A 25,713-nucleotide genomic window follows, 5' to 3' on the forward strand; every position below is an offset into this window, starting at 1 on the left:
TGCAGCGCTAGAGTGATCTAGCGCTGCAGCATTCAAATTAATTCAAATTATTGGAGGGTGTTTCTGAACTCTGCCCTTCGTTAGATCGCGCTTCGTCCGGATGAACATCCAACGGTAAATCTGTCTGTGGAACTCCACCACCATCAGCACCATTCACAAACTCCTCGTAAGTAGTCTTGGTTTCAAATGGACGTTTACCTAATATCTCTTCCAAGTCCGACTGAAAAAGAATCTCTTTTTCCAATAGCTTTTCTGCTATTTTAATCAAACCCTCACGTTTATCCAGCAATAACTGTTTGGTACGTGCATAGACGTCATTAATTAAGTTACGTACCTCTGCATCAATCAGCTCTGCCGTTTTGTCAGAATATGGTTTTTGGAAAGATGCTTCAGAACTATCTCGGAAGGAAACATTGCCAACTTTATCATTCATACCGTAGATTGCTATCATCGCATACGAAAGTTGCGTGATACGCTCTAAGTCATTTTGAGCACCTGTTGAAATTCTTCCAAAAGTAATATCTTCAGCGACACGACCACCCATAGTCATACATAAACTGTCTATAAGCTGTTCTGTCGTATATAGGAACTGCTCACGGGGAAGGTACTGTGCATAACCCAAAGCAGCGACACCACGTGGCACAATAGACACTTTCACCAAAGGATCGGCGTGCTCTAAAAACCAGCCCGCAATAGCGTGTCCAGCCTCATGATAAGCAACAATACGTTTCTCTTCCGGAGAGATGATTTTGTTTTTCTTCTCAAGACCACCGATCACACGATCAACGGCATCCTGAAAATCCTGCATATCAATCTCGGGTTTATTTTTACGGGCAGCAATAAGGGCTGCTTCGTTACACACGTTGGCAATTTCAGCTCCCGCAAAACCAGGTGTCTGCGCCGATAATTTTTTTGCATCGACCTCAGCCGATAATTTCAACGGCTTTAGATGCACTTTGAAAATTTGCTCACGGCCAATCAAATCCGGTTTATCAATAGAAATTTGACGGTCAAAACGTCCTGGACGCAACAATGCTGTATCCAGTACATCGATACGGTTAGTAGCCGCTAAAATAATAACGCCTGAATCCGTACCGAAACCATCCATCTCCACCAATAATTGGTTCAATGTATTTTCACGCTCGTCATTACCGCCCATCATCGAGTTTTTACCACGAGCACGACCTATAGCGTCAATCTCATCGATAAAAATGATACATGGCGCTTTCTCTTTCGCTTGCTTAAACAAATCGCGAACACGCGATGCACCTACACCCACAAACATTTCGACAAAGTCAGATCCGGATAGCGAGAAAAATGGCACTTGAGCCTCTCCGGCTACAGCTTTAGCCAATAAAGTCTTACCCGTTCCCGGAGGCCCTACAAGCAAAGCGCCTTTCGGAATTTTACCCCCTAGATTGGTATACTTACGTGGATTTTTTAAGAAATCCACAATCTCCATAACTTCTTGTTTCGCCTCTTCAAGACCAGCAACATCATTAAATGTGATATTGATCTGCGATTCTTTATCAAACAACGTCGCCTTAGATTTACCTATATTAAAGATCGCACCGCCACCGCCGCCAGCACCACCGCCCATACGACGCATCAAGAAGATCCAGATTGCAGCCAATACCAACAACGGCAACATAAACGTTATAAACCAGCTTGCCCAAGGGTTGGAACGATCATCATAAGTCAACTGGACCTTTGGTGTACCTGGCGTTAATTCCGCTTGCGATGCAGCTAATTTCTTTTCTAAAACATCGGGAGAGGCATCCTTAAAAATATATTGTGGCCCCTTGTCTTCCTGTCCTGATAGACTTGGAAGCGGATCAGCAGCTTTTGTAGCGTCTTTAAAACTTGGGTTATCTTTCCAGCCCTTTTTTAAATAGACCTCCACTTCGACAAGATCATTCTTTTTATAGGCGACGAGACGCTCTACAGCGCCTGTATTCAACATACGTGTCTCAAAATCACTATAGCTAACTTCCTTAGCTGGGCTTTCTCCAAAAACGTACTGTAAGGCAAAAAAACCTAAAAACATGGCAATCATAAGCCACACAAAATTGAATTTTGGCGGTTTCGGGCTTACCTTACTACTCGGGATTTTTTTCATTATATCGTAATTATATTTTCTTTATAAATTTTTTCGTTGAGAACAATTAAGCGCTTTGGAAATGCTGTACTTCTGCATCTCCCCATAAATCCTCGATACCATAATGCGCTCTTTTTTCGGTCTTAAAGATATGTACAACCACATCCACAAAATCCAAAATCAACCATTCACCATTGGATTGTCCTTCTTTATATTGGGGTTCTTGACCAAATGCCTTATAGACTTCTTCTTCGACACTCTTTGCTATCGCATTCACCTGAATGTTAGAGTCGGCATGACAAATCACAAAATAATCGGAAACAGAACTGTGAAGATCTCTTAAATCCAAGCGAACGATCTCGTTTGCTTTCTTTTCTTGCATACCATAAACGATAATTTCTGATAGACGTTGGGACAATTCTGAACTTTTATTTTTACTCATTAAAAAATGTGATAGTTTTGACTTAATATTTATTTAATACTTTCAGTTTGCAAAATAACAATATTTCGGGACTTATCATCGGTCAAAATACAATATATCTTGACAAAGTCGCCTCTACAAACGATTATCTCAGGGAATTATTGTCAAATTTCAAGCCACTAGCTGAGGGGACTGCCATTTTAGCAGAAGAACAATTTCAGGGCAAGGGGCAGCGTGGAAGCTCCTGGGTCAGTGAACCAGGGAAAAATCTAACAACATCGATCCTCTTAAAGCCTCATTTCCTGCCCATAGCGGAACAATTTGCGCTTTCCGCCACAATCGCCATTGCAACCGTCAATTGGCTGAAAAGCAAAACCGAGCAGCCTGTAGCCGTGAAATGGTCCAATGATATTTACGTCAATTCAAAAAAAATAACAGGCATTTTAATAGAAAATAAATTAAAAGGCAGTAAAATAGACCACGCAATTATTGGCATTGGTGTAAATATTAATCAAATTAATTTTGACACAGCAACAACAATAACCTCGCTCGCCTGCCTGACCGATCGACAGGATTACAACATCAAGGAACTGGCACAGGAGTTATTCCAAGTGATCCAACAGGAGTACCTGAACCTGTATAAGGAGGGCGCTCAATATCAGTTAAACCGCTACAACGCGTTATTGTTTTGGAGAGGTGAAGAAAGACCATTCCTAGTCGACGGCATCAAAAAAACTGGCATTATTCAACAGGTGTCTAATGACGGGAAGCTACTGGTTCTTTTGGAAGACACCTTGCGCGAATTTGATATCAAAGAAATTACACATCTTATTACTTAATCTTTACAAAAAAAGGATAACCCATTTTAGGATTGTCAAACCTTTGTTCTAAATTTGTCAACAGCGTGATTAAACCTTTATTCACCCGAAGTATCAAAGAACAAGAACACACTGCAATCATTGTAGTGAAAAAGGAAAGAACAAATTAAATTCTGATGAAAAAGTTAATACTGTTAATGACTGTGGTAATTTTTGCAGTTACGGGAGCATTCGCTCAGATTCACAAACCGGTAAAATGGACTGTGGCGAGCAAAAAGTTAAATAACAAAGAAGCTGTAGTTTATGTAAAAGCTACAATCCAAAATGGATGGCACATATATTCACAAAATGTGAAAGATGGTGGCCCAATTCCAACTTCTTTCAACTTTGCTAAAGCGGCAGATTATACATTGGTAGGTAAAACTGCAGAGCCGAAACCAAAAGTAAAACACGAGGATGTATTTAAGATGGATGTTGGTTATTTTACAAACGAGGTAATTTTCCAACAAAAAGTAACTTTAAACAAAGGAACTGCCACCGTTAAAGGCACTGTTGAATGGCAAGCATGTGATGCATCACAATGTCTTCCTCCAGACGAATATGCTTTTGCTGTGACAATCAAATAGTAAAAATGATTCTACACGGATAAATTAATAAGGCGATTCTCATCGCCTTTTTTTATTTTTGACCATAACATCAGAAATTCATACGCATGTTAAAAAACACATTCATTCTACTTTTAATTGCTTTTTTCAGTCTTTCTTTAACGACAGCAACTTTTGCCTCCGCACAAGATAGTTTAACAAGTACAGAAGGACTTCAATTTGAATCATCACCGGATACAGCTACCGCTGTTGAAGCGGTACCTGAGGATCTAAATTTTACAACTTCACCTGACACAATGGTTAGTCAGGACAGCAGCAAAATAGCTCCTGTTAAGGCAAACGCTCCCTCCGGGCAAGAATCAAGTAAAAAATCACTTTGGAGTATCTTTATCGCAGGATTAGTTGGCGGCTTCGCAGCGCTACTCATGCCATGTATATTTCCAATGCTCCCACTTACCGTAAGTTATTTTACAAAACAGGCTGGAAGCCGCGCAAGCGGTATCAGCAAGGCACTCCTCTACGGTCTCTTTATTATTGTGATCTATGTCGCTTTAGGAATGATTATTACCATTTCCTTTGGTTCGGATGCATTGAATGCTTTATCCACAAATGGGGTATTTAACTTCCTATTCTTCCTCTTATTAGTTGTTTTCGCCGCATCCTTTTTTGGTGCTTTTGAAATCACGTTACCGAGTTCTTTTGTCAATAAAATGGATGCCAAATCCGACAAAGGCGGTCTCGTAGGGCTTTTCTTTATGGCATTCAGCCTTTCACTGGTCTCCTTCTCCTGCACTGGCCCCATTATTGGCACCTTATTGGTCGAAGCGGCCTCAAAAGGAGAACGCCTAGGTCCCGCAATCGGTATGCTTGGCTTTTCTATAGCACTTGCAATTCCTTTTGGCTTATTTGCGATGTTCCCTTCGATGTTAAAATCCCTGCCAAAATCTGGTGGCTGGTTAAATTCGGTGAAGGTTGTACTCGGCTTCTTAGAGCTCGCACTGGCACTGAAATTCTTATCAAATGTAGATTTGGCCTACCATTGGAATTGGCTGGATCGGGAGGTGTTCTTATCGCTATGGATTGCCATCTTTAGTATGATGGGCTTATATCTTATTGGAAAGATTAAATTTTCACATGACAGTGAATTAAAATTCCTCTCCGTACCGAGAACTATTCTCGCTATCATTGTATTCTCCTTCGTTATCTATATGGTACCGGGGCTATGGGGAGCTCCCCTAAAATCAATTTCAGCTTTCTTGCCACCCTCGGCAACACAGGACTTTGACCTGTCGGCAGGAATAGCAGCCGCTCCCGCACACAGTGATGGTAAAGTCAAAAAATACGCGGATATTTTTCACGAACGCGGTACACCAAAAGGATTTGATCCATATTATGATTATGATCAGGCCTTGGAAACAGCAAAAGAACTGAATAAACCTGTATTGATAGATTTTACAGGTTGGAACTGTGTTAATTGCCGAAAAATGGAAGCAAATGTATGGACTGATCCTGCCGTTGCCAAGCTATTGAAGGAAGAATTTATAATGGCCGAATTGTTTGTCGATGATAAAACAGAATTACCTGCAAACGAACAATTCGTTTCAAAATACAGTGGCAAAAAAATCAAAACGATAGGGAATAAAAACAGTGATTTCCAAGCCTCAGCTTTCGACAGCAATTCGCAACCACTCTATGTTATCGTCGATGCATCGGGCACCGTATTGGTTCCAAAAACTGGTGCAAACTATAATATTGCGGAGTACACTGCGTTTTTACAGAGCGGAATTGACGCCTTTAAGGCAAAAAAATAGTCTGTATACAGCAGAAGGTATGCTTAGAGAATAACAGCAGAGAACATGCGATTATTAAATTTGCATTATCTTTAGCTCACACTTAGATGATTGCAGTTAAAAAAGCGATTGCTTGTTCTTAATAGCGATATTGGCGACTTCTAATAACGGAAATATAATTGTATATACGCTTAAAAATAGCTAAGTTTGAGTACGTATGAGTAACATTAAAAAAATTGCTGTTTTGACATCTGGAGGAGATGCTCCAGGAATGAATGCTGGTATCCGCGCTGTTGTTAGAGCGGGGATCTACAATAATCTTGAAGTATTTGGGGTACGCAGAGGTTATGATGGTCTAGTTAATGGTGAGATTATCCCTATGGATGCTAAATCTGTAGCCAATATCATACAACGTGGTGGTACTATCCTAAAAACAGCCCGCAGCGAAGCTTTCAAAACAATTGAAGGACGTAAGCAGGCCTATGAAAATTTACGCAGCCACGGTATTGATGCCATGGTTGTTATCGGTGGCGATGGTACATTTACCGGCGCATCCAAATTTATCGAAGAATTCGATTTTCCTATCATCGGTCTTCCGGGCACAATCGATAACGATTTGGCCGGTACAGACTTCACTATTGGCTATGATACAGCCATTAATACAGTTATCCAAGCCGTAGACAAAATTCGCGACACCGCCGAGTCTCACGATAGACTTTTTGTGATTGAAGTGATGGGCCGCGACTCTGGTCTTATCGCCGTCCGTTCTGGTATCAGTACCGGTGCTGAAGCAGTACTGGTTCCTGAGTTTGAGGTAGACTATGATGCGATTATGAAAAGACTTGACAAAAGCCGTAAAAATAAATCATCCCGCATTATTATTGTCGCTGAAGGCGACAAAGAAGGCGGGATGGTGGTATCGGAAAAAATCAAGGAAAATTTCCCGCACTACGACGTTAGATTATCTATTTTAGGACATATTCAGCGTGGCGGAAGCCCTACTTGCATGGATCGTGTACTGGCCAGCAGGCTTGGAATTGCCGCGGTAGAGGCTTTACTACAAGGCCGCAGAGGTGAAATGGCCGGACTGATTTGCAGTGAAGTAAGATTCACTCCTTTTAAGAGCGCCATCAAGCATAACGTAAAAATGAATGAAGATCTGCTTCGTATCATTGAAATCCTTTCGTTGTAAATGATCTAGTTTATTCTTGACTAACAATAAAAAAAGAGTATACATCGTGATGTATACTCTTTTTTTATGCCTTGCGTTGCTAGATTTGTCCAAATTCTTTGGTAAGGCCTGATACCTGAACGGTCATATTCCATAAAGGCATATGAGCATCATATCCTGCCAGTTGTTATTTAAGCAAATTATTGCGGTATTCTTCAGATACCGGCGGCAACTGAATGGCCTGACCTGCTTTGGCCATCGAGTCCGCAAAATGATTCGTATTGCTGATCGCCTGTTCATATGCCTTAATAACCTGCTCCGATAGGTGTAGCACCTTTGGATCTTTAAGATCAACGCGGTATTGATTATTTTCCAGTGTAACATGCTGATAAAAACGATATGCCGCAGCTTTTAATTGGCCCAGCTCCTGTTGCGACAACTGATCGATCCGGGCATTAGGCGGCAACGTAACATCGATAAATGTCGTGTCTTTAGCCAATTGATCAATCGGGTGATCCAAAGGTATGGCATGCAACGCCTCTAGGTTGACAACAGGAATTCCCTTATCTTGATCGCCACCGCAGGAAGCAATCACCGTCCCCAAGAATATACCCAAAATTACTGTTTTCTTCATCTTTACAATTTTATAACCCCAATAGCGCTGATCACCATGTTTAAATACCTAGGATTCATCATCCCCTAATCCGGCTGTTACGAGGATATAGCGGTTTCACGCAATCATTCGCTATAGCAGCAGACGAAGTTAGCAAATTCATTCAATGTTTTGCAGTCGTCACACTATTCGCCTTTTAGAGTCGTCAATTAGTCGCGGCGCCAAAAAAGCGATTGGATGAGGACGACTATAAAAAGAAACCCCTAATCGCAGACTCAGTTCACCTGAGTATAACAATTAGGGGCTATTCCAATGCCTAATGGCAACTAGATATCAGTTTACTTTAGCAATTCAGCTAACTTCGCTTCCAAAGCCTCACCTCTTAAATTTGATGCGACAATTTTACCAGAAGGATCAATTAAGAAGTTTTGCGGAATACCACGTACTTCGTACAATTTTACCGGAGCGGATTTCCAGCCCTGTAGGTCCGAAACGTGTGGCCATTGTTGTAAATTATCATCATGGATAGCTTTCACCCAAGCATCTTTTTTACCGGGATTGTCTAAAGAAACACCAAACACGGTAAACCCTTTATCTTTGAATTTATTGAAAGCCGCAACGACATTCGGGTTCTCATGACGACAAGGACCACACCAGCTTGCCCAAAAATCCAACAAGACATATTTTCCTCTTAAAGAAGATAAGGAAATATTCTTGCCTGTTGTGTCTGGCAATGTGAAGTCAGGTGCTACCGAACCAACAGCTACTGCTTTCAACTTTTGGATACGCTCAGCCAATTCCTTCCCTTTTTCAGAATTTTTCAGTTCAGGAGACAATTTCTCAAAAGAAGCTACATATTCATTGACGTTTTCACCGCTGACATTCTCAGACAACAAATCCAACGTATACCAGCTTTTTGGGTTTTTGTTAATAAATTCAGCATCTGCTTTTTCCATTTTTTCGGAAATCTCACCAGCTTGTTTTTGTAAGCCTTCGATGAATTTAGGATCCTGTTTTTGCGTCTCCGAAGCCGCATAATATTGTTGGTTCAATGCCTCGAACGCATCTGTATGCGGTTTCACAAAAGCCTTGTACTGCGTCAGATCGTCATTAAGCGCCGTACCTGAGACCGTTGCATTTTTAAACCCTTTGGTTGCATCGACTTTGATAACGCCTTTAGAAAGATATAACTGTGCTGTCTCAGGTTGCTTTTGACTATTTCTAAGTTCTGCAAAAGTTAAGCCCTCCGGCGAATAGATCATCATACCTTTTGTTGGTGTAGCTACCTGTCCGTTGAACTTAAATTCGCCTTTTACGACCGTTGCTGAATCAGTCTGGCGAGTGCCATTCGCAGCATATTGCATAAACACTTTCGCTTTGTCTGACGTCGTGTTTACTTTTCCTGTAACCGTGAAGCTTTCTTGTGCCATTAACAAGGCTGGTAAAAAGCTTAAACCCATTAATATTCCCTTTTTCATAATTATATACTTCCCATAAATGTAAAACATTTCCGTTTCACTGTCGTCCTATTTAACATTATTTAGCAAAGATGTTACCAACGTCCGGAAGCACCGCCACCACCAAAATCACCGCCACCGAAACCGCCAAATCCGCCACCAGAGCCTCCGCCGAAGCCACCGCCGCCACCGCCGCCAAGACCATTCAGCAATGTCCACCAAAAGACATCAGAAGCGCCGCGTCCATTCATCACACGGCCACCACCGCCACCACCTCGTCCACCGCGATTGGAGAAAAGAACAACCAAGACTATCACAATAATAACAACAAACATCACCGAACCTGATCCCTTTCCTTTCGGTTGTTTTGGATCAGCTTTGTACTCACCTTTTGTGTAGGAAATTAAGGAACTGGTCGCATCGTCCACTCCTTTGTAGTAATCGCCCTGACGAAAAGCCGGCTTGATATCATTTTCAATAATACGATATGCAATGGCATCCGGGACAGCGCCCTCTATACCATAACCTGTTTGAATGGTCACCGCCCGATCTCCCAGAGCGACCAACAACAGAATACCGTTATTATACTTTTTATTCCCAATACCCCATTTTTTCGCTAAACGAACCGCATAATCAGAAATATCATAGCCACCGGTAGAATTCATCATAACCACTGCAATCTGCGTAGATGCGGAATCCTCAAATGCCAATAGCTTCTGCTCCAATAATTGCTTCTGACTTGCGGTCAATGTGTTTGTATAATCATTGACAAGCCTATTTGATGTTTCTGGGAAATCTTGACCCAATACTGTGGCTGCCGACAGCAAACAAAGCAACATAGCCATAGCAGGGATCCGAACCCGAGAAAATAATCTCGATACAAATTTCATCCTATAATTCTCTTTTATTCATTTTTATTTGCCTTGAGCAGTTTTCATGCAAATGGCGTTCGGTGAATCCCGAAATCGGGTTTATCACGATCTTTATCAGTTTATTTGTGAGACAGGAAATCGCTTTTCGGGACTGTTTCTGGTCACTTAACAACTAACGGTCTCCAAAAACAATATCATTTGGAAGCTCGTTGATGTCATCGTGTTCACGCGGGAAGAATTTTGCCAATTGTTTACCCGCATGTTCGATCCCCTTGACCAAGCCCTCAACAATGCGATCCACCCGAAACTCCGCCACCATTAGATCTTTGGTACTGTTCCAAAAATCACCTTCTACACGTTGGTGAATTCCCTTATCGCCGATAATGGAAAATTTATGGTCTTCCAGCGCGATATAGATAAGAACACCATTTTTCAATGTAGTCTTATGCATGCCCAATTTGGAAAAATAATAGGTTGCACGATCATGTACCTCGTCGGGGCAATGATTTTCGACCACTACACGAATCTCACCAGAAGTCTCATTTTCAGCTACATTAATCGCGTGAACGATCTTCTCTTGTTCTTCAGAATTTAATGCCATAGTTTGTATACGTTTGCACTCCAAAACTAGATTACCATACCGGTTATTCCAGATTCAAAGGGTCTAAACTAATTAAAACACGATAAAAAAATGGATGATGTGCTTCTACGAAAGCCGCATCATCCATCATCCTGTTCATTCCTAACAATTTGCTGTTAGAATGATACCGTTGGCGCTTTATCCGAACCTGGGGCCGCAGTAAATGTACCTTTTGCCTTAAATCCGAACATCCCCGCCATTAAATTATTCGGGAAGCTGCGTACGGTGGTATTATATTGCTGTACCGCTTCATTGTAAGATCTACGTTCTGTTGAAATACGATTTTCAGTACCTTCCAGCTGTGCTTGTAATTCCAAAAAGTTCTGATTGGCTTTCAAATCAGGATAAGCTTCAACAGACGCCAAAAGACGACTCAACGAACCGCTGAATTCATCCTGAACTTTTTGAAACTTGGCAATATTCTCCTCAGACAAGTCATCGGCATTAATCGTCACCGAAGTAGCTTTAGCTCTTGCCTCTACAACAGCTGTCAATGTACTTTCTTCGTGTTTTGCCGCTCCTTTTACCGTATTAACCAAATTTGGAACTAGATCCGCACGACGTTGATACGCATTTTCAACTTGTGCCCATTTTCCTTTAACATTCTCATCTTGTGAGACCATCGTATTGTAGCCACAGGAGTTTAATGATACTAATGCAAATAAACCACATAGGGCGACCAAAAATCTTTTAATTTTCATTGTTCAAAGAATTAAATACTATTCAAATTATACGGTTACACTATCAAAGCATATACCAAGCTCTTACTAAGATAAGAATATTTTTATTTCCAAATCTCCAAATAGCCAATATTCATTAACTTTGTCCCGGTTTTGGGATAAAAACCCAGCCCTCATACTATGCAAAAAGAAATTGAAATTGCGATACTTCCAGAAAGAATCGAGGACGATCAGTATATTCTACAGCAAGGGATCAAAGCCCTGAAAGTCCAACCTCAACAAGTCAAAGGTTATAAAATCCGTAAACGTTCCATTGACGCCCGAAGCAAGCAGGTTGTTTATCGAGCTCGTGTTATTTACTACATTGACGAGCATCCTGTTCCAGAACTCTACGAAAATAATTTTAAGTCCGTTAAAGACGGAAAACCCGTTATTATTATTGGCGCGGGCCCTGCCGGCCTGTTTGCAGCAATACGCTGTATTGAACGTGGTCTCAAACCAATTGTAATCGAACGCGGTAAAAAGGTCCAAGACCGTAGACGCGATCTAGCTAAGTTGAACCGGGAAGGCATCGTAAACCCTGAGTCAAACTACTGCTTTGGCGAAGGTGGAGCTGGAACGTACTCAGACGGAAAATTATATACACGTTCCAATAAGCGAGGTGACGTAGACAAAGTACTCAGACTTTTCGTTTCCCATGGGGCCACGACGGATATTCTGGTCAATGCACGGCCACATATCGGTACAAATAAATTGCCGCATATTATTGAGGCCATGCGCGAGAGCGTCCTTGAATTTGGGGGCGAATTTCATTTTGACCAACGTGTCGATGACATTTTAGAATCCTTCGGTCAAGTACGCGGTGTCAAATTAGCCAATGGTGAAGAAATTAAGGCAGATCATGTCATTGTAGCAACAGGGCACTCTGCGCGGGATATTTTCGAGCTTTTTCATCGCAACAATTGGCTGATCGAAGCCAAAGCATTTGCTTTGGGCGTGCGTATCGAGCACCCGCAGGCAATCATTGATCAGGCGCAATACCACTGCCAGGTAAGAAGCGAGCATTTGCCGCCAGCCTATTATAGCCTGGTTGAACAGGTGAATGACCGTGGTGTATTTTCATTCTGCATGTGCCCAGGCGGCGTCATTGCTCCCTGTGCAACAGATTTAGATGAAATCGTTGTCAACGGATGGTCACCATCCAAACGAAATAATCCGCACGCCAATTCAGGCACCGTTATTCAGATCAACCTTGAGGACGTTGCCAATGCACATAAGGATCCATTTGCATTACTGAATTTTCAGAAAGAGATCGAACGAAAGGCTTTTGCCGTAGGTGGCGGTAAGCTCGTTGCTCCGGCGCAACGCATGGTCGACTTTGTCGAAGGACGTGTATCTATGGATCTGCCAGAAAACTCGTACAAGCCCGGAACAGCATCTGCAGATCTCACCGAAGTGCTACCTGTTTTTGTTCACGAAGCATTACGCGGTGCGTTGCCCATCTTTGGCAAAAAGATGAAAGGGTATTATACCAATGAAGCCATTTTAGTCGGTGTAGAGTCACGTACATCTTCACCGATTCGGATTCCTAGAAATAAAGAAGATTTACAACACCCTCAGGTCAAAGGACTTTACCCTTGTGGTGAAGGGGCAGGTTATGCCGGCGGTATCATTTCGGCGGCTATAGACGGTATTAATTGTGTTGATGCGATCAATTTAAGTTAATATTTTTTGCTTTTCCTCTTGCAGAATACGAATAAATGCCTTACTTTTGTAACATCAACGCGAAAGTAGCTCAGTTGGTAGAGCACAACCTTGCCAAGGTTGGGGTCGCGAGTTCGAATCTCGTCTTTCGCTCAAAAAAGCTTCCAAAATTTGGAAGCTTTTTTCGTTTAATAGTGCTCTGTTATTCCCTACATTTCAGCCCTTCATCACCTTTATCTTTGTTTGATTTTAACTAAAATTGCCGAAAAAATTATTAGCACAATTTAAAGCAAGTACCAAGAACGGATTAGTTTCAACGTTGGTTCCATTCGAAGCTTCCTCGGTGCTTCTTCGGAGCTTGTTCGGTACTTGTTCGGTGCTTCTTCGGTTGTGAGCGAACAAATAGCGTTGTAGCTCCGATTAAGATCCGTTGTTATACCGTGAAAATGACGAAGTTGATATCCAAAATTACTAGGGTCTACCCTACAGCAAACAATGATAACTTTAAGCGCTTCTCCCAATACGATTAAACGCTCTTCCGTCCAAGCAAGAGCAACAAGACGCAACTTGGCGCTTGATACGAAGGCTATGATGTATTGGTCTATGAAAAAAAATGGCGTTTACCTATTCAGTAAACGCCATATTTAAAAGCTATATGATCCTAAATGGATTTAATTTGTTCTTAGGCTTTCTTCTACAAGCTCTTCAACATATTTGCGAACAACCTCATTTGAGAAACGTGTCGTTACGTCAAATGCAAATGCGTGCACCAACAGGATACGGGCAGACTCTTCGCCAATTCCTCTTGCTCTCAGATAAAACAGCGCTTCATTATCAAACTGACCGATGGTACACCCGTGTGAACATTTTACGTCATCGGCAAAGATTTCCAACTGTGGTTTGGTATAAACCGCCGAATTGTCTGACATCAACATATTATTATTCTGTTGAAAAGCATTCGTTTTCTGCGCATCCTCGCGCACAAAGATTTTTCCATTGAAAACCGCAACGGACTTGTCCTGTGTAATATTTTTATACCATTCATAGGACTCACAATGTGGTTTCAGGTGGTCTACGATGGTATGATTATCGACCAATTGATCGGCAGCCGTTAAGTTGATTCCATATAAATGGCTCTCCACATGCTCGGCATCCAAACGGACGTTGATATTGTTACGGATAAACGAAGCGCCTGGAAAATTACAGTTGTAATTATTGTAAAGACTGTATTTTTCTTGATATACCTCTGTATGATTAAAGTAACGGCTTACAGATTCCGCGAGCTGCAAATAATAATGTTGTACTTTAGCATTCTCTTTGACGATAATCTCAGAGACCTTATTGTGCACATTATTTGCGGTACCTTCTGCAGTGATAAAGCTTTCGATCAATTCAAGTTCTGCATTTGGCTCGACAACGATCAAATTACGTGTTTGTGCAAAGAAATCCTCTTTCCCTGTAGCGACGTGAATAATCTGTATTGGTTTATCAAGTACAACTCCCTTTTTCAAATGGATAAAAACACCATTGGTAAAAGCAGCCGTATTCAAAGCGACCATAATATTGTCTGACTTATCCGCATATTTAGCAAAATGGGACTCAAATGCAGGCTCTGAAGTGGCTTCATCCATTGGAATAACCGACAGTCCCTTTACATTTTCTAATTCACTTACTGCTAATACATACTGACCATTCACCAAAATAATGCGGTAGGCATCCAACTGCGGAATCTCACCTGCACTAAAGTCTAAGCCTTCGATATCCACATCGACATCAAGCGCATAAGGCTTATTGATAATACTGTGGATGTTTGTATATTTCCATTCTTCATTCTTAACGGTGGGAAAGCCTGCTGCTTCGAAACGCTCGAATGCAAGTTGGCGGGCTTCCACGAAAAACGAAGGTTCGTCTGAAACGCCTTGCTCTTTGAAAGCTCCCAACACTTGTTGAAGTAATGATTCTGAAACTAATGTACTCATGTTATTTTTTAATCAAATCGCCAAAATTCTCCTCTAATCCTATTTACTCAGGTAAAAGATTAGGCGTTTTGTGTATCATATTCTTTTAACCAATCGTATCCTTTTTCTTCGAGCTCCAAAGCTAATTCTTTAGGTCCCGATTTCACGATACGGCCATTGTACAATACGTGAACAAAATCTGGAACGATATAATCCAACAAACGTTGGTAGTGTGTAATAACAATAAAAGCATTGTCTTTAGAGCGCAATTGATTCACACCATTTGCAACGATACGAAGTGCATCGATATCCAAACCAGAATCTGTCTCATCCAAAATAGATAATTTCGGGTTCAACATCGCCAATTGAAAAATTTCGTTACGCTTTTTCTCACCACCGGAGAATCCTTCATTTAAAGAGCGGTTAGCCAAATTAGCTGAAAACTCAACCAATTTTTGCTTGTCTTTTACCATTTGTAAAAATTCCTTCGCTTCCATTGGCGGAAGACCTTTGTACTCACGAATATCATTTACAGCCGTTTTCAAGAAATTGATATTCGATACGCCCGGAATCTCAACAGGATATTGAAAAGCCAAAAACAGCCCTTCACGCGCACGGTCTTCAGGGGAAAGATCCAATAAATCCACACCGTCCAATAGTGCGGAACCTTCACTTACCTCATAGGATTCACGTCCTGCTAATACATTCCCTAATGTACTTTTACCAGCACCATTTGGTCCCATAATCGCATGAACTTCGCCAGCTTTTACTTCTAGGTTTAACCCTTTTAATATTTGTTTGTCTTCTACAGACGCATGTAAATTTTTAATGCTTAACATTTTATTCGTATTGAGTATGGTGTCATGTAGCGACTTAAACTACATTCCCAATGATTTTTTATCTATCCTACTGAACCTTCTAATGAAATTGCCAATAATTTTTGAGCCTCTACAGCAAACTCCATCGGCAATTGATTTAATACTTCTTTTGCATACCCGTTGACAATTAAACCAACAGCTTTCTCAGAATCTATACCCCGTTGATTCAAATAGAACACCTGGTCCTCACCGATTTTGGAAGTAGTCGCCTCATGCTCTAATTTGGCCGTCTTATTTCTATTTTCGATGTAAGGGAATGTATGTGCCCCACATTTATCACCGATCAATAAGGAGTCACATTGTGTAAAGTTACGCGAGTTGTCGGCATTTGGACCGATTTTCACTAAACCTCTATAACTGTTGTGGCTCTTACCGGCGGAGATACCTTTAGAAATAATTTTAGATTTTGTGTTTTTACCCAAATGAACCATCTTCGTTCCTGTATCAGCTACCTGATGATTACGCGTCATGGCTACAGAGTAAAACTCACCAATAGAGTTATCACCCTTTAAAATCACACCCGGGTATTTCCATGTAATTGCAGAACCGGTTTCTACCTGTGTCCAGGAGATTTTACTGTTATCGCCCTTACAGATTCCACGCTTGGTTACAAAGTTATAAATACCACCTTTTCCTTCTTTATCACCAGGGTACCAGTTTTGAACGGTAGAATATTTAATATCAGCATCACGTTCGGCAATCAATTCAACCACTGCCGCATGCAGCTGGTTTTCATCACGCATAGGTGCAGTACATCCCTCCAAATAAGAAACATAAGCCCCCTCATCCGCAATGATCAACGTGCGTTCGAATTGCCCAGTATTCTGTGCATTGATACGGAAATAGGTAGACAATTCCATTGGACATCTAACGCCTTTTGGAACGTAAACAAAGGATCCATCCGAAAACACTGCAGAATTTAATGCTGCATAAATGTTATCTGTCTGCGGAACCACTGTACCCAAATATTTTTTCACCAGGTCAGGATGCTCTTGCACGGCCTCACCAAATGAACAGAAAATAACTCCTTGCTCTTTTAATTTCTCACGAAACGTTGTTTTTACAGATACCGAATCGAAGACAGCATCTACAGCCACAACTCCCGCCAATATTTTTTGCTCATCCAAAGGAATTCCCAACTTTTCGAAAGTGGAAATCAACTCAGGGTCAACCTCATCCATCGAATTAAGCTGCGGTTTTGCTTTCGGGGCTGCATAGTAGGAAATCTCTTGAAAATCAATCTCGGGAGCTTTGAAATTCTGCCAAGTAGGCATTCTTAACGTCAAGAAATGACGGAAAGCTTTTAATCTCCATTCCAATAGCCATTCAGGTTCATTCTTTTTTGCCGAAATAAAACGAACCGTATCCTCAGTAAGGCCTTTGGCTGCAATTTCCATTTCGATATCTGTCGTGAACCCGTATTTATATTCTTCGAGCTCTAGCTCTTTTAACAAATCGTCGTCTTTAGTACTCATATTGCGCTCTCACGGTTTAACTAATTTGGGAGGGCTTCACCTCCGCACCTATCGAACTGCAAAGTTACAATTTCAAAGCCAATAAAACAGCATTTAATAGCACCTTACGAAGGCATTTTTAATAAAAAAATGACATTTATCACTCCATTTCATTAAAATGAGCACATTTCAATCGATTATGACAGTCAAATGATTTTGCATCGATTAAAATTATAATTATAAAAACACGATATAACTAAAATCTATTTATCACCAATAATTTTGTATATTTTTAAATTTCCAAATATAATTTTGTATATTTACAAATACTATTGATTATTAAGACTTAAGATATGCCCTTTGCACCGGATAAAACAGATTTAAAAATTCTTAAACTATTACAAGAGAATGGTCGTATAACTAATTTGCAACTCGCATCTAGCATCGGACTGTCCCCCGCGCCAACCTTAGAGCGTGTGCGAAAACTGGAAAACTCCGGCTTCATCAAAAGTTACCATGCCTTTGTGGACGAGGAGAAACTGGGGCTTGGGATCAAGTCGTTCATACAGATCTCACTCGATTTCCATACCCACAACGCTATTCCTGAATTTGTAGCTGCAGTCAAAATGATACCTGAAGTAACCGAATGCCATCACGTTACAGGCAATTGTGATTTCATCCTCAAGGTTTACGTAAAAGATATCAAAGCTTATGAAGGCGTCATCATGGAAAAAATATCCAAAATACCTTTTGTAAAGACATTCCAAACCATGATGATTATGTCGACCAGCAAAAAAGAACCCATTATTCCTTTAGAATATTAAGCGAGGGAATTAAGCCCAATCAAAAATATCATTACCGGAATCTCGCTCCTGGACGCATTTGCGCCATGCGCGGATCACCGGCAATGATATTTATCTACTTTAAGCTATTGGACAGCAAACGCTTCGCAAAATTTAACCCAAGCCACAACTTAAATCAGGCGCCAATCAATTGGGGTTTTACCATGTGCCGTCAAATACTGGTTTGCGCGTGAAAAATGCTTACTACCAAAAAAACCACGATAGACAGACAACGGTGAGGGATGAACCGCCGTTAGAATAAGATGCTTCTTCGCATCAATGAGCACACTTTTCTTTTGGGCATAACTTCCCCACAACAAAAACACCACATGTTCACAACGCTCCGAAATGGCATGAATAATACTGTCTGTAAAAATCTCCCAGCCTTTCTTTTGATGAGAACCAGCCAAATGCGCCTGAACTGTCAAGGTCGCATTTAACAATAATACCCCCTGCTTGGCCCAAGAAGTCAAATCGCCAGCATGCGGCTCAACAAAACCAGGGATATCATCTTGCAATTCCTTAAAAATATTTTTTAAAGATGGGGGCAAGGCAATCCCTGCCGGAACTGAAAAAGACAGCCCATGTGCCTGCCCGTCATTGTGGTAAGGATCCTGCCCTAAAATAACCACTTTCACCTGATCCAATGGCGTCAGCTTAAAAGCATTCATCACCAGATCTGCCGGTGGAAACACTTTCGTTTTCTGACGCTCTGCTTGCACAAAAGTAGATAACTGTTTCATGTAGGGCTGAGCGAACAAAGGCCTTAACACAGGAGCCCAAGAATCATCGTATTGCTTTTCCATAATTCAAACATAGACAAAGTTGCATATAAAGGCAAATTTATCCGGCTGCCCACCTATTCGGCGTTATACCAAAGCAAGATTATCAGAACACATCGATTAACATAAAAGCTACCATTTTCTAGAAAAACACATTTTTACAAAATAACAACCTGAACGAGTTGCTTAAACGGTGAAATTAACGGATATTTGCAGAATTAAATTGAATACAAATATTTTAAACAAAGATTTATGTCAAATCTCGTTAGAATCATTATTTGCAGTGCATTGCTTATCGGAACAGTTGCCTTATTCTGGACCGGAAATTGGGGATGGGGAATTTTAGGGATCTTGATCATGATCTTAGGCTTCGTTACTGTATTTTTCCATGAATATATGCTGATTGCGCAATGGCATATGCGTAAACAAAATATGGCCGCAGCTGAAAAATGGCTAGGTAAAATCACCAACTACGAAAAGCAATTGATCCCACAACAGCATGGTTACTACAACATGCTGATCGGACTGATCGAATCACAACGTGCACCTATGCAATCTGAAAAATATTTTAAGAAAGCATTGGCATTGGGTCTACATATGGACCATAACATCGCCTTAGCAAAATTGAGCCTAGCCGGTGTAGCCATGGCGAAGCGCAATAAACGTGAAGCCGAAAAACTTCTTCAAGAAGCTAAAAAAGCAGATAAAAATAAGTTGTTAGCTGATCAGATCAAAATGATGAAAGACCAGATGGGCATGATGGACAAACAGCAGATCAGATACAATCGATAATATTGAATAATCAAAAAAAGCTTCGAAGTTATAACTTCGAAGCTTTTTTTGTCAAGAGACAAAATCAATTATTTCTTTAATGAAATAGGAACCTCCAAAAACTCCCCCTCTTCTGTACTGCTCTCAAAGACCAGTTTAACCATAACCGGTTTATCCGTTTTCTTCCAATCCTTTACAACGACCTGTATATCCACAGGCTTATCTTCTTCTAGCAAATAGTGCAGATAATTCTGCTTATCTTCAAATTTAACCAATACATTTCCCATCTGAATCGTGGAAAAGAAATGGGGCTGTTTCTTCTGATCCAACACTTGCGTGGAAAAGGTGTTCATTTTATATTCCCGAGGATTCTTACTATACGATATAGCAAACAAATTGATCACCAATTCATGCTTAGGCTCATCTACGTGAAATTCCTTTACATCGAATTGGATATCGTCAACAACCAACAATGAATCTGCCGACTGCGCCTTTACAAACCCACCGACAAGGAAGAGCATCAAGACAACAACATATCTAAAAAAAACGTTCATATCATATTATATTTAAAAAAGCCACGGTCTTCGTGGCTTTAACTATTATTGGATTATTCTTTCAAAATTATGCCCTCAATCGATCGGCAGAACGGATCAACTTTTCATCTTTACGTACTCCGCCCATGGCCAACGCACAGAAAATAATCGAGATAGGCAACAAAAAGAATCCTACGCCGATATTCCCAGCACCCAAAAATTGGTTCACCGTAGCGAGATGAGTACTTGCAGAAGAATATAGCCATACTGCAAATAAGATAATTGCGACAACCTCTACCCAAATAAGCAAAAGTTGGACTTTACGCTTTTTAAATTTAAATATCGTGAACAGGGGAAGCCCGCCTAATAATACGGCGGCCACAGTCTGGAGAATATAACCAAATCCCCCCTCGTGTACCGGCTGACCCGCAGCAACACTATACACACCGGTCACCTTCACATTCTTTCCTAAACCAACTAAATCGCTATAATTAACATAGGGAAATAGAAACAAGCCGAATATGACTAATCCTGCTATCAGCAAATAAACAGTTTGGATACGTTGAATCATAGTTTAATTTTTGTATACCAACAAACTTAGATAAATTGATTTTTATATGCAATATAATTGCGATCGAAAAAACAATCAACCTTACAGCTCATTAAACAGCAAAACAATCAAACCCTATATTTTGTTGCATTTTTTTACACGATACCAAAGGGCTTCATTTTAGAAAGTTTTATCTTTGCGAAAAAAAAATACCATGTTATATATATACGGTGCAACTGCTCACGCTAAAACTGCGGTAGATGTAGCAGAAGATTTAGCGATTGAAATTGTTGGTCTTATTGACAAATCATTGCTCATTGAAGATGTATTCGATTATGAGGTTCAACTTCACCATCAAGTAAAAGGCACGGAGGAAGATTTCTTTATTGCAGTCAAGAACCCAGGCCTTCGCCAACGGATTGTATCGGAAAATGCAGACTGGAATTACCAGACCCTCATCCATCCCAAAGCCTACGTATCAAAACGAGCGGAGATTGGTGAAGGCACCATTATCCTCCCCGGCGCTTCCATCGCCCCCGATGTACAGATAGGCAACCATTGCGTTATCGCCGGTTCTGCTGTTATCGAAAGCAATACCATTATTGAAGATTTTGTCAACATCGGACCAAATGTCTCAATCGGAGCAAACGTTCTCGTAGGGCGAGGTTCAGAGATTAAAGCAAATACACGGATCGAAGATGAAGAAACGATCCCCAAAGAGAGTATAATCGCTTAATTAAATCCCCGCGGAGTGAAATTGCAAGTCGTATAGTTTTTTATAATACCCATCAAAAGATAGCAATTCCTGATGCGTTCCAAATTCCTTGATTTCGCCTTTATCCAACACAATAATCTTGTCCGCCTTCTGAATGGTGGACAAGCGGTGGGCAATAACAATCGATGTTCTTCCTTTCATGAGGTTATCGATTGCATGCTGGATCATTTCTTCCGTTTCGGTATCTACTGAAGATGTCGCCTCGTCTAAAATTAGAATCCGGGGATCGTGTACCAAGGCCCGTATAAAAGAAATCAATTGGGCCTGCCCCGCAGATAGGGTTGCACCCCGCTCTTTCACATCATAATCATAGCCCCCAGGTAGTCGCATAATAAAATCATGCGCCCCCACTTCTTTTGCGGCTTCAATGACCTGCTCTCTAGATATCGCAGGATCACCTAATGTGATGTTATTGATGACGCTATCCGAGAAGAGGAATACATCCTGCAATACCGTCGCAATGGTATTTCTCAGATAATCGAGATCATAATCGCGGATATTACGGCCGTCCAACAGAATTTCACCTTTATTGATTTCATAAAAACGGCTTAGAATATTGATGGTAGAAGATTTTCCAGCACCAGTAGCCCCAACTAAAGCCAGCGTCTCACCCGGATTAACGTTAAAGTTAACATCCTTTAGGACCCAGTTTTCCTCATTATAGGCGAACCAAACATCGCGAAACGCAATCTCACCTTTGATGTGTGCAGGTTTCAATGTACCCAAATTTGGGGTCTTTTCATCGGTATCCAACACTTCAAAAATCCGTTCAGCGCTAACCATGCCCATTTGAAGCGTATTGAATTTGTCAATAAGCTCCCGAATGGGCCTAAAGATCATATTGATATACATGATAAAGGCCACCACTACACCCGGAGAGATCACATCACCCATAATTTGTTTGGAACCGAACCAGACCAACAATCCCAAAGCAATGGCCATGATAATTTCCAAAACAGGGAAAAAGATGGAGAAATACCAATTGGTCCGAATATGGGCATTACGATGTTGCGCATTAATTTCCTTAAATTTATCCATTTCCTGCTTTTCACGCGCAAAATATTGGATAATACCGACTCCCGTAATGTGTTCCTGCAAAAAGGTATTTAAGTTAGAAACCCATTTCCGCACATCGATAAAGGCAGACTTCATCGCCTCTTTAAATACGTAAGTCGCTGCCACCATCAAAGGCATCGGAATTAAAACAATCAATGTCAGCTTCCAATCGGAATAAAACATCACAACCAGAATAACGACCAACTGCAATAAATCGCCGATAATCTGAATCAAACCTTCAGAAAAAATATTGGAAAGAGTCTCCAAATCAGAGATGGTACGGGTAATCAATTTTCCCAGTGCTGTGCGATCAAAATACTTCAGCCTGAGTTGAACAATGTGGTTAAATACCTGAATCCGAATATCACGGATAACCGACTGCCCCAGAGTATTTGTCATTAAGGTATGGTAATAACGGATCAAAGTCTGCAGGATGACCAATGCCAACATTGCAATCAGCATGAGGGACAATCCATTGGTATCGAAGTTTAGGATATAGTTATCCAGCGTATGCTGGATCAGCATAGGCAAAGCGGGGGCTACTGCAGCCAGCAATATCGTTAGGACGACCGATATCCAAAATGCCATATGATATGGACGCATATAGCGACTCATGCGTTTCACCAAATTGATATCGTAGGTTTTACCAGTTATTTTATCTTGACTCACGTTAAATTCTATATATAAGGATATGCTACTTCTGTTAAATACAACCCATGTGCCGGCACGGAAACACCTGCCTTCCCCCGGTCTTTGCTTTGGATAACCTCTTGCATAAATGAAACAGGTTTGCCTTTTATGCCTATTTCCAACGATGTACCCACAATAGCACGCACCATATTGCGCAAAAAGCGATCAGCGGTAATATGAAAGACCAAATGTTGTTCGGTATGCCATACCCACTCGGCTCTACGAATATCGCAAATATTTGTAAACACCTGCGTATGAGACTTACTAAAGCATTCGAAATCTTGTTTACCCAATAAAAATTGTGCAGCTTCATTCATCTTTTCAACATCCGGACGATCGCGCATAAAACATGAATAGGGATAGATAAAAGGATCTTTATGAAAATGAAGATGGTATTCATAGGATCTTTGTGTCGCATCGAAGCGAGCATGTGCTTCGGGTTCCACTTCGATCAGGCGCTTTACGGCCACATCAAAGGGCAATAGTGCATTGAGCGAATGAATAAAACGATCAGCTTTTTGTAGAATACCCACAGGGGCTGCATCGAAATGTGCATACAATTGCTTGGCATGAACACCTGTATCTGTACGGCCAGCTCCAGTTGTTTCAATGGGTTCCCGCAACAGGGTTTCAAGCGCCTTATTCAGCACTTCCTGCACGGAAATTGCATTATTCTGAATTTGCCAACCATGATAAGCCTGTCCAAAATAGGCTATTTCTAAAAAAAAACGTCTTTTATCCATTATATGCAACAAAGGTACGTTTTTCCAAATGAGCATCATTTCTCCGTAGAACGAATTTGCTCATTTTCCTTATTATTTAATCCTTACATGACAAAACTGTTTGTTTTGCACTTCCTTTCGCTCGATGCTACTGGGCGAGTCATTCGGGATTCAGTGGAACGAAGGTTTCCGCAACATCCTATCAACTTCGTCCCGCAACCACGGTAAGTCCACAGTGAGTCCACGTTGAGTCCACCTTTTTAAGTACATTCAATGCGGGAGCACCATGGTCGCCATATGTTCGCACCCCGAACTTATCCCCTCGTTGTGCATAGCATAAAGCTAAAAAGGCTACAGTAGTTCGACCAGATTTTCAAAGGCCATACCCCTTGACGCTTTCAATAAGACCGTGCTGTCCACAATAGGATTTCCGCTGATTGCCTGTTTTGCTTCGGCAGTAGTTTCATAAAATGCTCCACCTTCATAACGATGTGCGAAAAATTCTTTTCCTACAAAAATTTTGCGATCTGCAGGAATAGCTCTTACGTTCTCGACAATTTTTTTATGTTCTTCAAATGATTCTGTCCCCAATTCAAACATATCACCCAATACAATAGCCTTCTTATCCGCTTCAATAATCCGAATATTATCCAATGCAGCAGCCATGCTTGTTGCATTTGCATTATAATAATCGCAGATTAGCGTATTGTGGGCAGTTTTCATAACCTGCGAACGATTGTTCGTAGGGGTATATCCTTCAATACCCCGATTGATTGACGCAGAAGAAACGCCAAAATGCAAACCTACTGCAATAGCTGCAAGAAAGTTTTCGGTATTATAAGATCCTGTTAAATGGGTATCGACAACATAAGATTCGGCCGTGCCTTTCTTGTGCCATTCAATTTGCAAAAGGGGATTTGCCCTAAGAAGCTTTCCAATCACATCATTACCTTCCGAAAAACCATAAGTGACAATGTTGGCTATCTTGCGGGCGGAAGCCATCTCTTTAAGATGTGGGTTATCTGCCTGCAAAAATAATACCCCTTGATGGTCCTGCAGCCAATCGTACAGCTCGCCCTTGGTTTTCTTTACTCCTTCAAAAGATCCAAAACCTTCTAGATGTGCTTTGCCAACGTTAGAAATCAAACCATGTGTCGGTTCGGCAATCCCACACAAAAAAGCAATTTCTTCCAAATGATTTGCCCCCATTTCGATGATTGCTAGCTCAACAGAATTATCTATGGCCAATAATGTCAATGGAACACCAATATGATTATTCAAATTTCCTTTTGTTGCATAGGCCTTGTATTTCTGCGAAACAACAGCGTACAACAATTCCTTTGTCGTGGTTTTTCCATTGGTTCCCGTCACTCCAATAACTGGAATATCCAATTGCTGTCTGTGGTAATTCGCTAGTTGCTGTAATGTTTTTAAAACATCATCAACAAGAATATACGCTTCTCCTTTTCGGTAGGTCTCGTCATCAATAACAACGTATTTAGCACCCATTTCAAGCGCTTTCTCGGCGAAAGTATTCCCATTGAAATTGGCCCCTTTTAAGGCGAAAAATAGACTATCTTTTTCAATTTTACGTGTATCTGTTGTAATATTCGGATACTGTTTATAAATCTGATAAAGTGATTGGATATCCATGTTGAGCAATTTGTTGAACAAACTTAGAGAAATTGCTTTTTATATGCAATACAATTACGCTTTAGCAGATCATATTATTCGGGACTTATTCAAAATTTCAAGCAATCTGCGATAGCGAAAACGTGCTTAGAAAACGTAGAAAATGCGGTATAACCCGATTGCCTTAAACGCTACCGATAA

The 25,713-nt window shown here is 40.9% G+C and carries 24 protein-coding genes and 1 tRNA gene; 9 read left to right on the forward strand and 16 right to left on the reverse strand.

Translation table 11 applies throughout. The features are described 5' to 3' along the window. Positions 1 to 37: 37 nt before the first annotated feature. Together ftsH and rsfS are read right to left on the reverse strand one after the other, a co-directional pair. Positions 38 to 2,119 carry an ATP-dependent zinc metalloprotease FtsH gene (gene ftsH, locus B3E92_RS17970; protein ID WP_112375078.1) on the reverse strand — a complete coding sequence of 694 codons (2,082 nt, stop codon included), beginning with the start codon at positions 2,117 to 2,119 and terminating at the stop codon, positions 38 to 40. Positions 2,120 to 2,165: 46 nt separating this feature from the next. After that, positions 2,166 to 2,540: a ribosome silencing factor gene (rsfS, locus tag B3E92_RS17975; protein WP_046673130.1), complete on the reverse strand. Its 375-nt coding sequence runs from the start codon at positions 2,538 to 2,540 to the stop codon at positions 2,166 to 2,168. Between the two features lie 47 nt (positions 2,541 to 2,587). On the opposite strand from rsfS, the gene B3E92_RS17980 reads away from it, so the two are divergent. From B3E92_RS17980 to pfkA, 4 genes are all read left to right on the forward strand, one after another. After that, the gene (locus tag B3E92_RS17980; protein WP_286897801.1) at positions 2,588 to 3,358 is read left to right on the forward strand and encodes a biotin--[acetyl-CoA-carboxylase] ligase; all 771 of its coding nucleotides are present in this window, start codon (positions 2,588 to 2,590) and stop codon (positions 3,356 to 3,358) included. A gap of 155 nt (positions 3,359 to 3,513) precedes the next feature. Then, positions 3,514 to 3,963: a protein-disulfide reductase DsbD domain-containing protein gene (locus B3E92_RS17985; RefSeq protein ID WP_070561447.1), complete on the forward strand. Its 450-nt coding sequence runs from the start codon at positions 3,514 to 3,516 to the stop codon at positions 3,961 to 3,963. 86 nt (positions 3,964 to 4,049) lie between these two features. Continuing rightward, on the forward strand, positions 4,050 to 5,753 hold the full coding sequence (locus B3E92_RS17990) for a protein-disulfide reductase DsbD family protein (protein ID WP_286897803.1): 1,704 nt from the start codon (positions 4,050 to 4,052) through the stop codon (positions 5,751 to 5,753). A 196-nt stretch (positions 5,754 to 5,949) separates the two neighbouring features. Continuing rightward, a complete protein-coding gene (gene pfkA / locus B3E92_RS17995; RefSeq protein ID WP_286769212.1) occupies positions 5,950 to 6,924 on the forward strand; it encodes a 6-phosphofructokinase in 975 nt (324 codons plus the stop codon). Between the two features lie 166 nt (positions 6,925 to 7,090). On the opposite strand, the gene B3E92_RS18000 is transcribed toward pfkA, so the two are convergent. The 5 genes from B3E92_RS18000 to B3E92_RS18020 all read right to left on the reverse strand — a co-directional run bounded on the left by B3E92_RS18000 (position 7,091) and on the right by B3E92_RS18020 (position 11,180). Beyond that, on the reverse strand, positions 7,091 to 7,537 hold the full coding sequence (locus B3E92_RS18000; protein ID WP_070561451.1) for a hypothetical protein: 447 nt from the start codon (positions 7,535 to 7,537) through the stop codon (positions 7,091 to 7,093). A gap of 317 nt (positions 7,538 to 7,854) precedes the next feature. Beyond that, entirely contained in the window at positions 7,855 to 8,994 is a 1,140-nt protein-coding gene (locus tag B3E92_RS18005; protein ID WP_286897806.1) for a TlpA disulfide reductase family protein, read from the reverse strand. 74 nt (positions 8,995 to 9,068) lie between these two features. Beyond that, on the reverse strand, positions 9,069 to 9,818 hold the full coding sequence (locus tag B3E92_RS18010; RefSeq protein ID WP_286897844.1) for a TPM domain-containing protein: 750 nt from the start codon (positions 9,816 to 9,818) through the stop codon (positions 9,069 to 9,071). Positions 9,819 to 10,017: 199 nt separating this feature from the next. Continuing rightward, positions 10,018 to 10,446 carry a TPM domain-containing protein gene (locus B3E92_RS18015; RefSeq protein ID WP_070561453.1) on the reverse strand — a complete coding sequence of 143 codons (429 nt, stop codon included), beginning with the start codon at positions 10,444 to 10,446 and terminating at the stop codon, positions 10,018 to 10,020. A 155-nt stretch (positions 10,447 to 10,601) separates the two neighbouring features. Further along, the gene (locus tag B3E92_RS18020; protein ID WP_046673163.1) at positions 10,602 to 11,180 is read right to left on the reverse strand and encodes a LemA family protein; all 579 of its coding nucleotides are present in this window, start codon (positions 11,178 to 11,180) and stop codon (positions 10,602 to 10,604) included. A 165-nt stretch (positions 11,181 to 11,345) separates the two neighbouring features. Between B3E92_RS18020 and B3E92_RS18025 the strand changes: the two genes are divergently transcribed. Both B3E92_RS18025 and B3E92_RS18030 read left to right on the forward strand, forming a co-directional pair. Continuing rightward, positions 11,346 to 12,890 (forward strand): NAD(P)/FAD-dependent oxidoreductase, encoded by a 1,545-nt coding sequence (locus B3E92_RS18025; RefSeq protein WP_286897809.1) that lies wholly within the window; start codon positions 11,346 to 11,348, stop codon positions 12,888 to 12,890. Between the two features lie 59 nt (positions 12,891 to 12,949). Continuing rightward, positions 12,950 to 13,022: transfer RNA gene (locus B3E92_RS18030), tRNA-Gly, on the forward strand. Positions 13,023 to 13,540: 518 nt separating this feature from the next. Here the strand turns inward: B3E92_RS18030 and sufD are convergent. From sufD to sufB, 3 genes are all read right to left on the reverse strand, one after another. Further along, positions 13,541 to 14,848 (reverse strand): Fe-S cluster assembly protein SufD, encoded by a 1,308-nt coding sequence (gene sufD / locus B3E92_RS18035; protein ID WP_201639994.1) that lies wholly within the window; start codon positions 14,846 to 14,848, stop codon positions 13,541 to 13,543. Between the two features lie 59 nt (positions 14,849 to 14,907). Beyond that, the gene (sufC, locus tag B3E92_RS18040) at positions 14,908 to 15,666 is read right to left on the reverse strand and encodes a Fe-S cluster assembly ATPase SufC (RefSeq protein WP_046673119.1); all 759 of its coding nucleotides are present in this window, start codon (positions 15,664 to 15,666) and stop codon (positions 14,908 to 14,910) included. A 62-nt stretch (positions 15,667 to 15,728) separates the two neighbouring features. After that, positions 15,729 to 17,180, reverse strand: coding sequence for a Fe-S cluster assembly protein SufB (gene sufB / locus B3E92_RS18045; RefSeq protein ID WP_046673118.1), 1,452 nt, complete (start codon positions 17,178 to 17,180; stop codon positions 15,729 to 15,731). 332 nt (positions 17,181 to 17,512) lie between these two features. Between sufB and B3E92_RS18050 the strand changes: the two genes are divergently transcribed. After that, complete coding sequence (locus tag B3E92_RS18050) at positions 17,513 to 17,983, forward strand: Lrp/AsnC family transcriptional regulator (protein ID WP_046673117.1); 471 nt, start codon at positions 17,513 to 17,515, stop codon at positions 17,981 to 17,983. 149 nt (positions 17,984 to 18,132) lie between these two features. Here the strand turns inward: B3E92_RS18050 and ung are convergent, their stop codons facing one another. Beyond that, positions 18,133 to 18,807 carry a uracil-DNA glycosylase gene (gene ung, locus B3E92_RS18055; RefSeq protein ID WP_286752799.1) on the reverse strand — a complete coding sequence of 225 codons (675 nt, stop codon included), beginning with the start codon at positions 18,805 to 18,807 and terminating at the stop codon, positions 18,133 to 18,135. 228 nt (positions 18,808 to 19,035) lie between these two features. On the opposite strand from ung, the gene B3E92_RS18060 reads away from it, so the two are divergent. Further along, the gene (locus B3E92_RS18060; RefSeq protein ID WP_286897811.1) at positions 19,036 to 19,575 is read left to right on the forward strand and encodes a DUF2892 domain-containing protein; all 540 of its coding nucleotides are present in this window, start codon (positions 19,036 to 19,038) and stop codon (positions 19,573 to 19,575) included. Between the two features lie 68 nt (positions 19,576 to 19,643). Here B3E92_RS18060 and B3E92_RS18065 read toward each other — a convergent pair whose 3' ends face one another. Together B3E92_RS18065 and B3E92_RS18070 are read right to left on the reverse strand one after the other, a co-directional pair. Further along, complete coding sequence (locus B3E92_RS18065) at positions 19,644 to 20,108, reverse strand: hypothetical protein (protein WP_070561465.1); 465 nt, start codon at positions 20,106 to 20,108, stop codon at positions 19,644 to 19,646. A gap of 67 nt (positions 20,109 to 20,175) precedes the next feature. After that, on the reverse strand, positions 20,176 to 20,658 hold the full coding sequence (locus B3E92_RS18070) for a DUF4293 domain-containing protein (RefSeq protein ID WP_286897813.1): 483 nt from the start codon (positions 20,656 to 20,658) through the stop codon (positions 20,176 to 20,178). A 193-nt stretch (positions 20,659 to 20,851) separates the two neighbouring features. On the opposite strand from B3E92_RS18070, the gene B3E92_RS18075 reads away from it, so the two are divergent. Continuing rightward, the gene (locus B3E92_RS18075; RefSeq protein ID WP_286897815.1) at positions 20,852 to 21,373 is read left to right on the forward strand and encodes a hypothetical protein; all 522 of its coding nucleotides are present in this window, start codon (positions 20,852 to 20,854) and stop codon (positions 21,371 to 21,373) included. Here B3E92_RS18075 and B3E92_RS18080 read toward each other — a convergent pair whose 3' ends face one another. The 3 genes from B3E92_RS18080 to B3E92_RS18090 form a co-directional block, all read right to left on the reverse strand. Next, complete coding sequence (locus B3E92_RS18080) at positions 21,374 to 23,137, reverse strand: ABC transporter ATP-binding protein (protein ID WP_286897816.1); 1,764 nt, start codon at positions 23,135 to 23,137, stop codon at positions 21,374 to 21,376. Between the two features lie 8 nt (positions 23,138 to 23,145). Next, positions 23,146 to 23,901, reverse strand: coding sequence for a tRNA pseudouridine(38-40) synthase TruA (gene truA / locus B3E92_RS18085; RefSeq protein WP_286897817.1), 756 nt, complete (start codon positions 23,899 to 23,901; stop codon positions 23,146 to 23,148). Between the two features lie 330 nt (positions 23,902 to 24,231). Next, positions 24,232 to 25,533 carry a UDP-N-acetylmuramoyl-tripeptide--D-alanyl-D-alanine ligase gene (locus B3E92_RS18090; protein WP_112375083.1) on the reverse strand — a complete coding sequence of 434 codons (1,302 nt, stop codon included), beginning with the start codon at positions 25,531 to 25,533 and terminating at the stop codon, positions 24,232 to 24,234. Positions 25,534 to 25,713 lie beyond the last annotated feature (180 nt).

The sequence above is a fragment of the Sphingobacterium sp. UBA6317 genome, assembly GCF_002440385.1.
In the GTDB taxonomy this organism is placed as follows: domain Bacteria; phylum Bacteroidota; class Bacteroidia; order Sphingobacteriales; family Sphingobacteriaceae; genus Sphingobacterium; species Sphingobacterium multivorum.

Excerpts from the sequence above, each read along its gene's own strand:
- ftsH (WP_112375078.1), bottom strand. The coding sequence starts at position 2,119 with ATGAAAAAAATCCCGAGTAGTAAGGTAAGCCCGAAACCGCCAAAATTC.
- rsfS (WP_046673130.1), bottom strand. The coding sequence starts at position 2,540 with ATGAGTAAAAATAAAAGTTCAGAATTGTCCCAACGTCTATCAGAAATT.
- B3E92_RS17985 (WP_070561447.1), top strand. The coding sequence starts at position 3,514 with ATGAAAAAGTTAATACTGTTAATGACTGTGGTAATTTTTGCAGTTACG.
- B3E92_RS17990 (WP_286897803.1), top strand. The coding sequence starts at position 4,050 with ATGTTAAAAAACACATTCATTCTACTTTTAATTGCTTTTTTCAGTCTT.
- pfkA (WP_286769212.1), top strand. The coding sequence starts at position 5,950 with ATGAGTAACATTAAAAAAATTGCTGTTTTGACATCTGGAGGAGATGCT.
- B3E92_RS18000 (WP_070561451.1), bottom strand. The coding sequence starts at position 7,537 with ATGAAGAAAACAGTAATTTTGGGTATATTCTTGGGGACGGTGATTGCT.
- B3E92_RS18005 (WP_286897806.1), bottom strand. The coding sequence starts at position 8,994 with ATGAAAAAGGGAATATTAATGGGTTTAAGCTTTTTACCAGCCTTGTTA.
- B3E92_RS18010 (WP_286897844.1), bottom strand. The coding sequence starts at position 9,818 with ATGGCTATGTTGCTTTGTTTGCTGTCGGCAGCCACAGTATTGGGTCAA.
- B3E92_RS18015 (WP_070561453.1), bottom strand. The coding sequence starts at position 10,446 with ATGGCATTAAATTCTGAAGAACAAGAGAAGATCGTTCACGCGATTAAT.
- B3E92_RS18025 (WP_286897809.1), top strand. The coding sequence starts at position 11,346 with ATGCAAAAAGAAATTGAAATTGCGATACTTCCAGAAAGAATCGAGGAC.
- sufD (WP_201639994.1), bottom strand. The coding sequence starts at position 14,848 with ATGAGTACATTAGTTTCAGAATCATTACTTCAACAAGTGTTGGGAGCT.
- sufC (WP_046673119.1), bottom strand. The coding sequence starts at position 15,666 with ATGTTAAGCATTAAAAATTTACATGCGTCTGTAGAAGACAAACAAATA.
- sufB (WP_046673118.1), bottom strand. The coding sequence starts at position 17,180 with ATGAGTACTAAAGACGACGATTTGTTAAAAGAGCTAGAGCTCGAAGAA.
- B3E92_RS18050 (WP_046673117.1), top strand. The coding sequence starts at position 17,513 with ATGCCCTTTGCACCGGATAAAACAGATTTAAAAATTCTTAAACTATTA.
- ung (WP_286752799.1), bottom strand. The coding sequence starts at position 18,807 with ATGGAAAAGCAATACGATGATTCTTGGGCTCCTGTGTTAAGGCCTTTG.
- B3E92_RS18060 (WP_286897811.1), top strand. The coding sequence starts at position 19,036 with ATGTCAAATCTCGTTAGAATCATTATTTGCAGTGCATTGCTTATCGGA.
- B3E92_RS18065 (WP_070561465.1), bottom strand. The coding sequence starts at position 20,108 with ATGAACGTTTTTTTTAGATATGTTGTTGTCTTGATGCTCTTCCTTGTC.
- B3E92_RS18070 (WP_286897813.1), bottom strand. The coding sequence starts at position 20,658 with ATGATTCAACGTATCCAAACTGTTTATTTGCTGATAGCAGGATTAGTC.
- B3E92_RS18075 (WP_286897815.1), top strand. The coding sequence starts at position 20,852 with ATGTTATATATATACGGTGCAACTGCTCACGCTAAAACTGCGGTAGAT.
- truA (WP_286897817.1), bottom strand. The coding sequence starts at position 23,901 with ATGGATAAAAGACGTTTTTTTTTAGAAATAGCCTATTTTGGACAGGCT.
- B3E92_RS18090 (WP_112375083.1), bottom strand. The coding sequence starts at position 25,533 with ATGGATATCCAATCACTTTATCAGATTTATAAACAGTATCCGAATATT.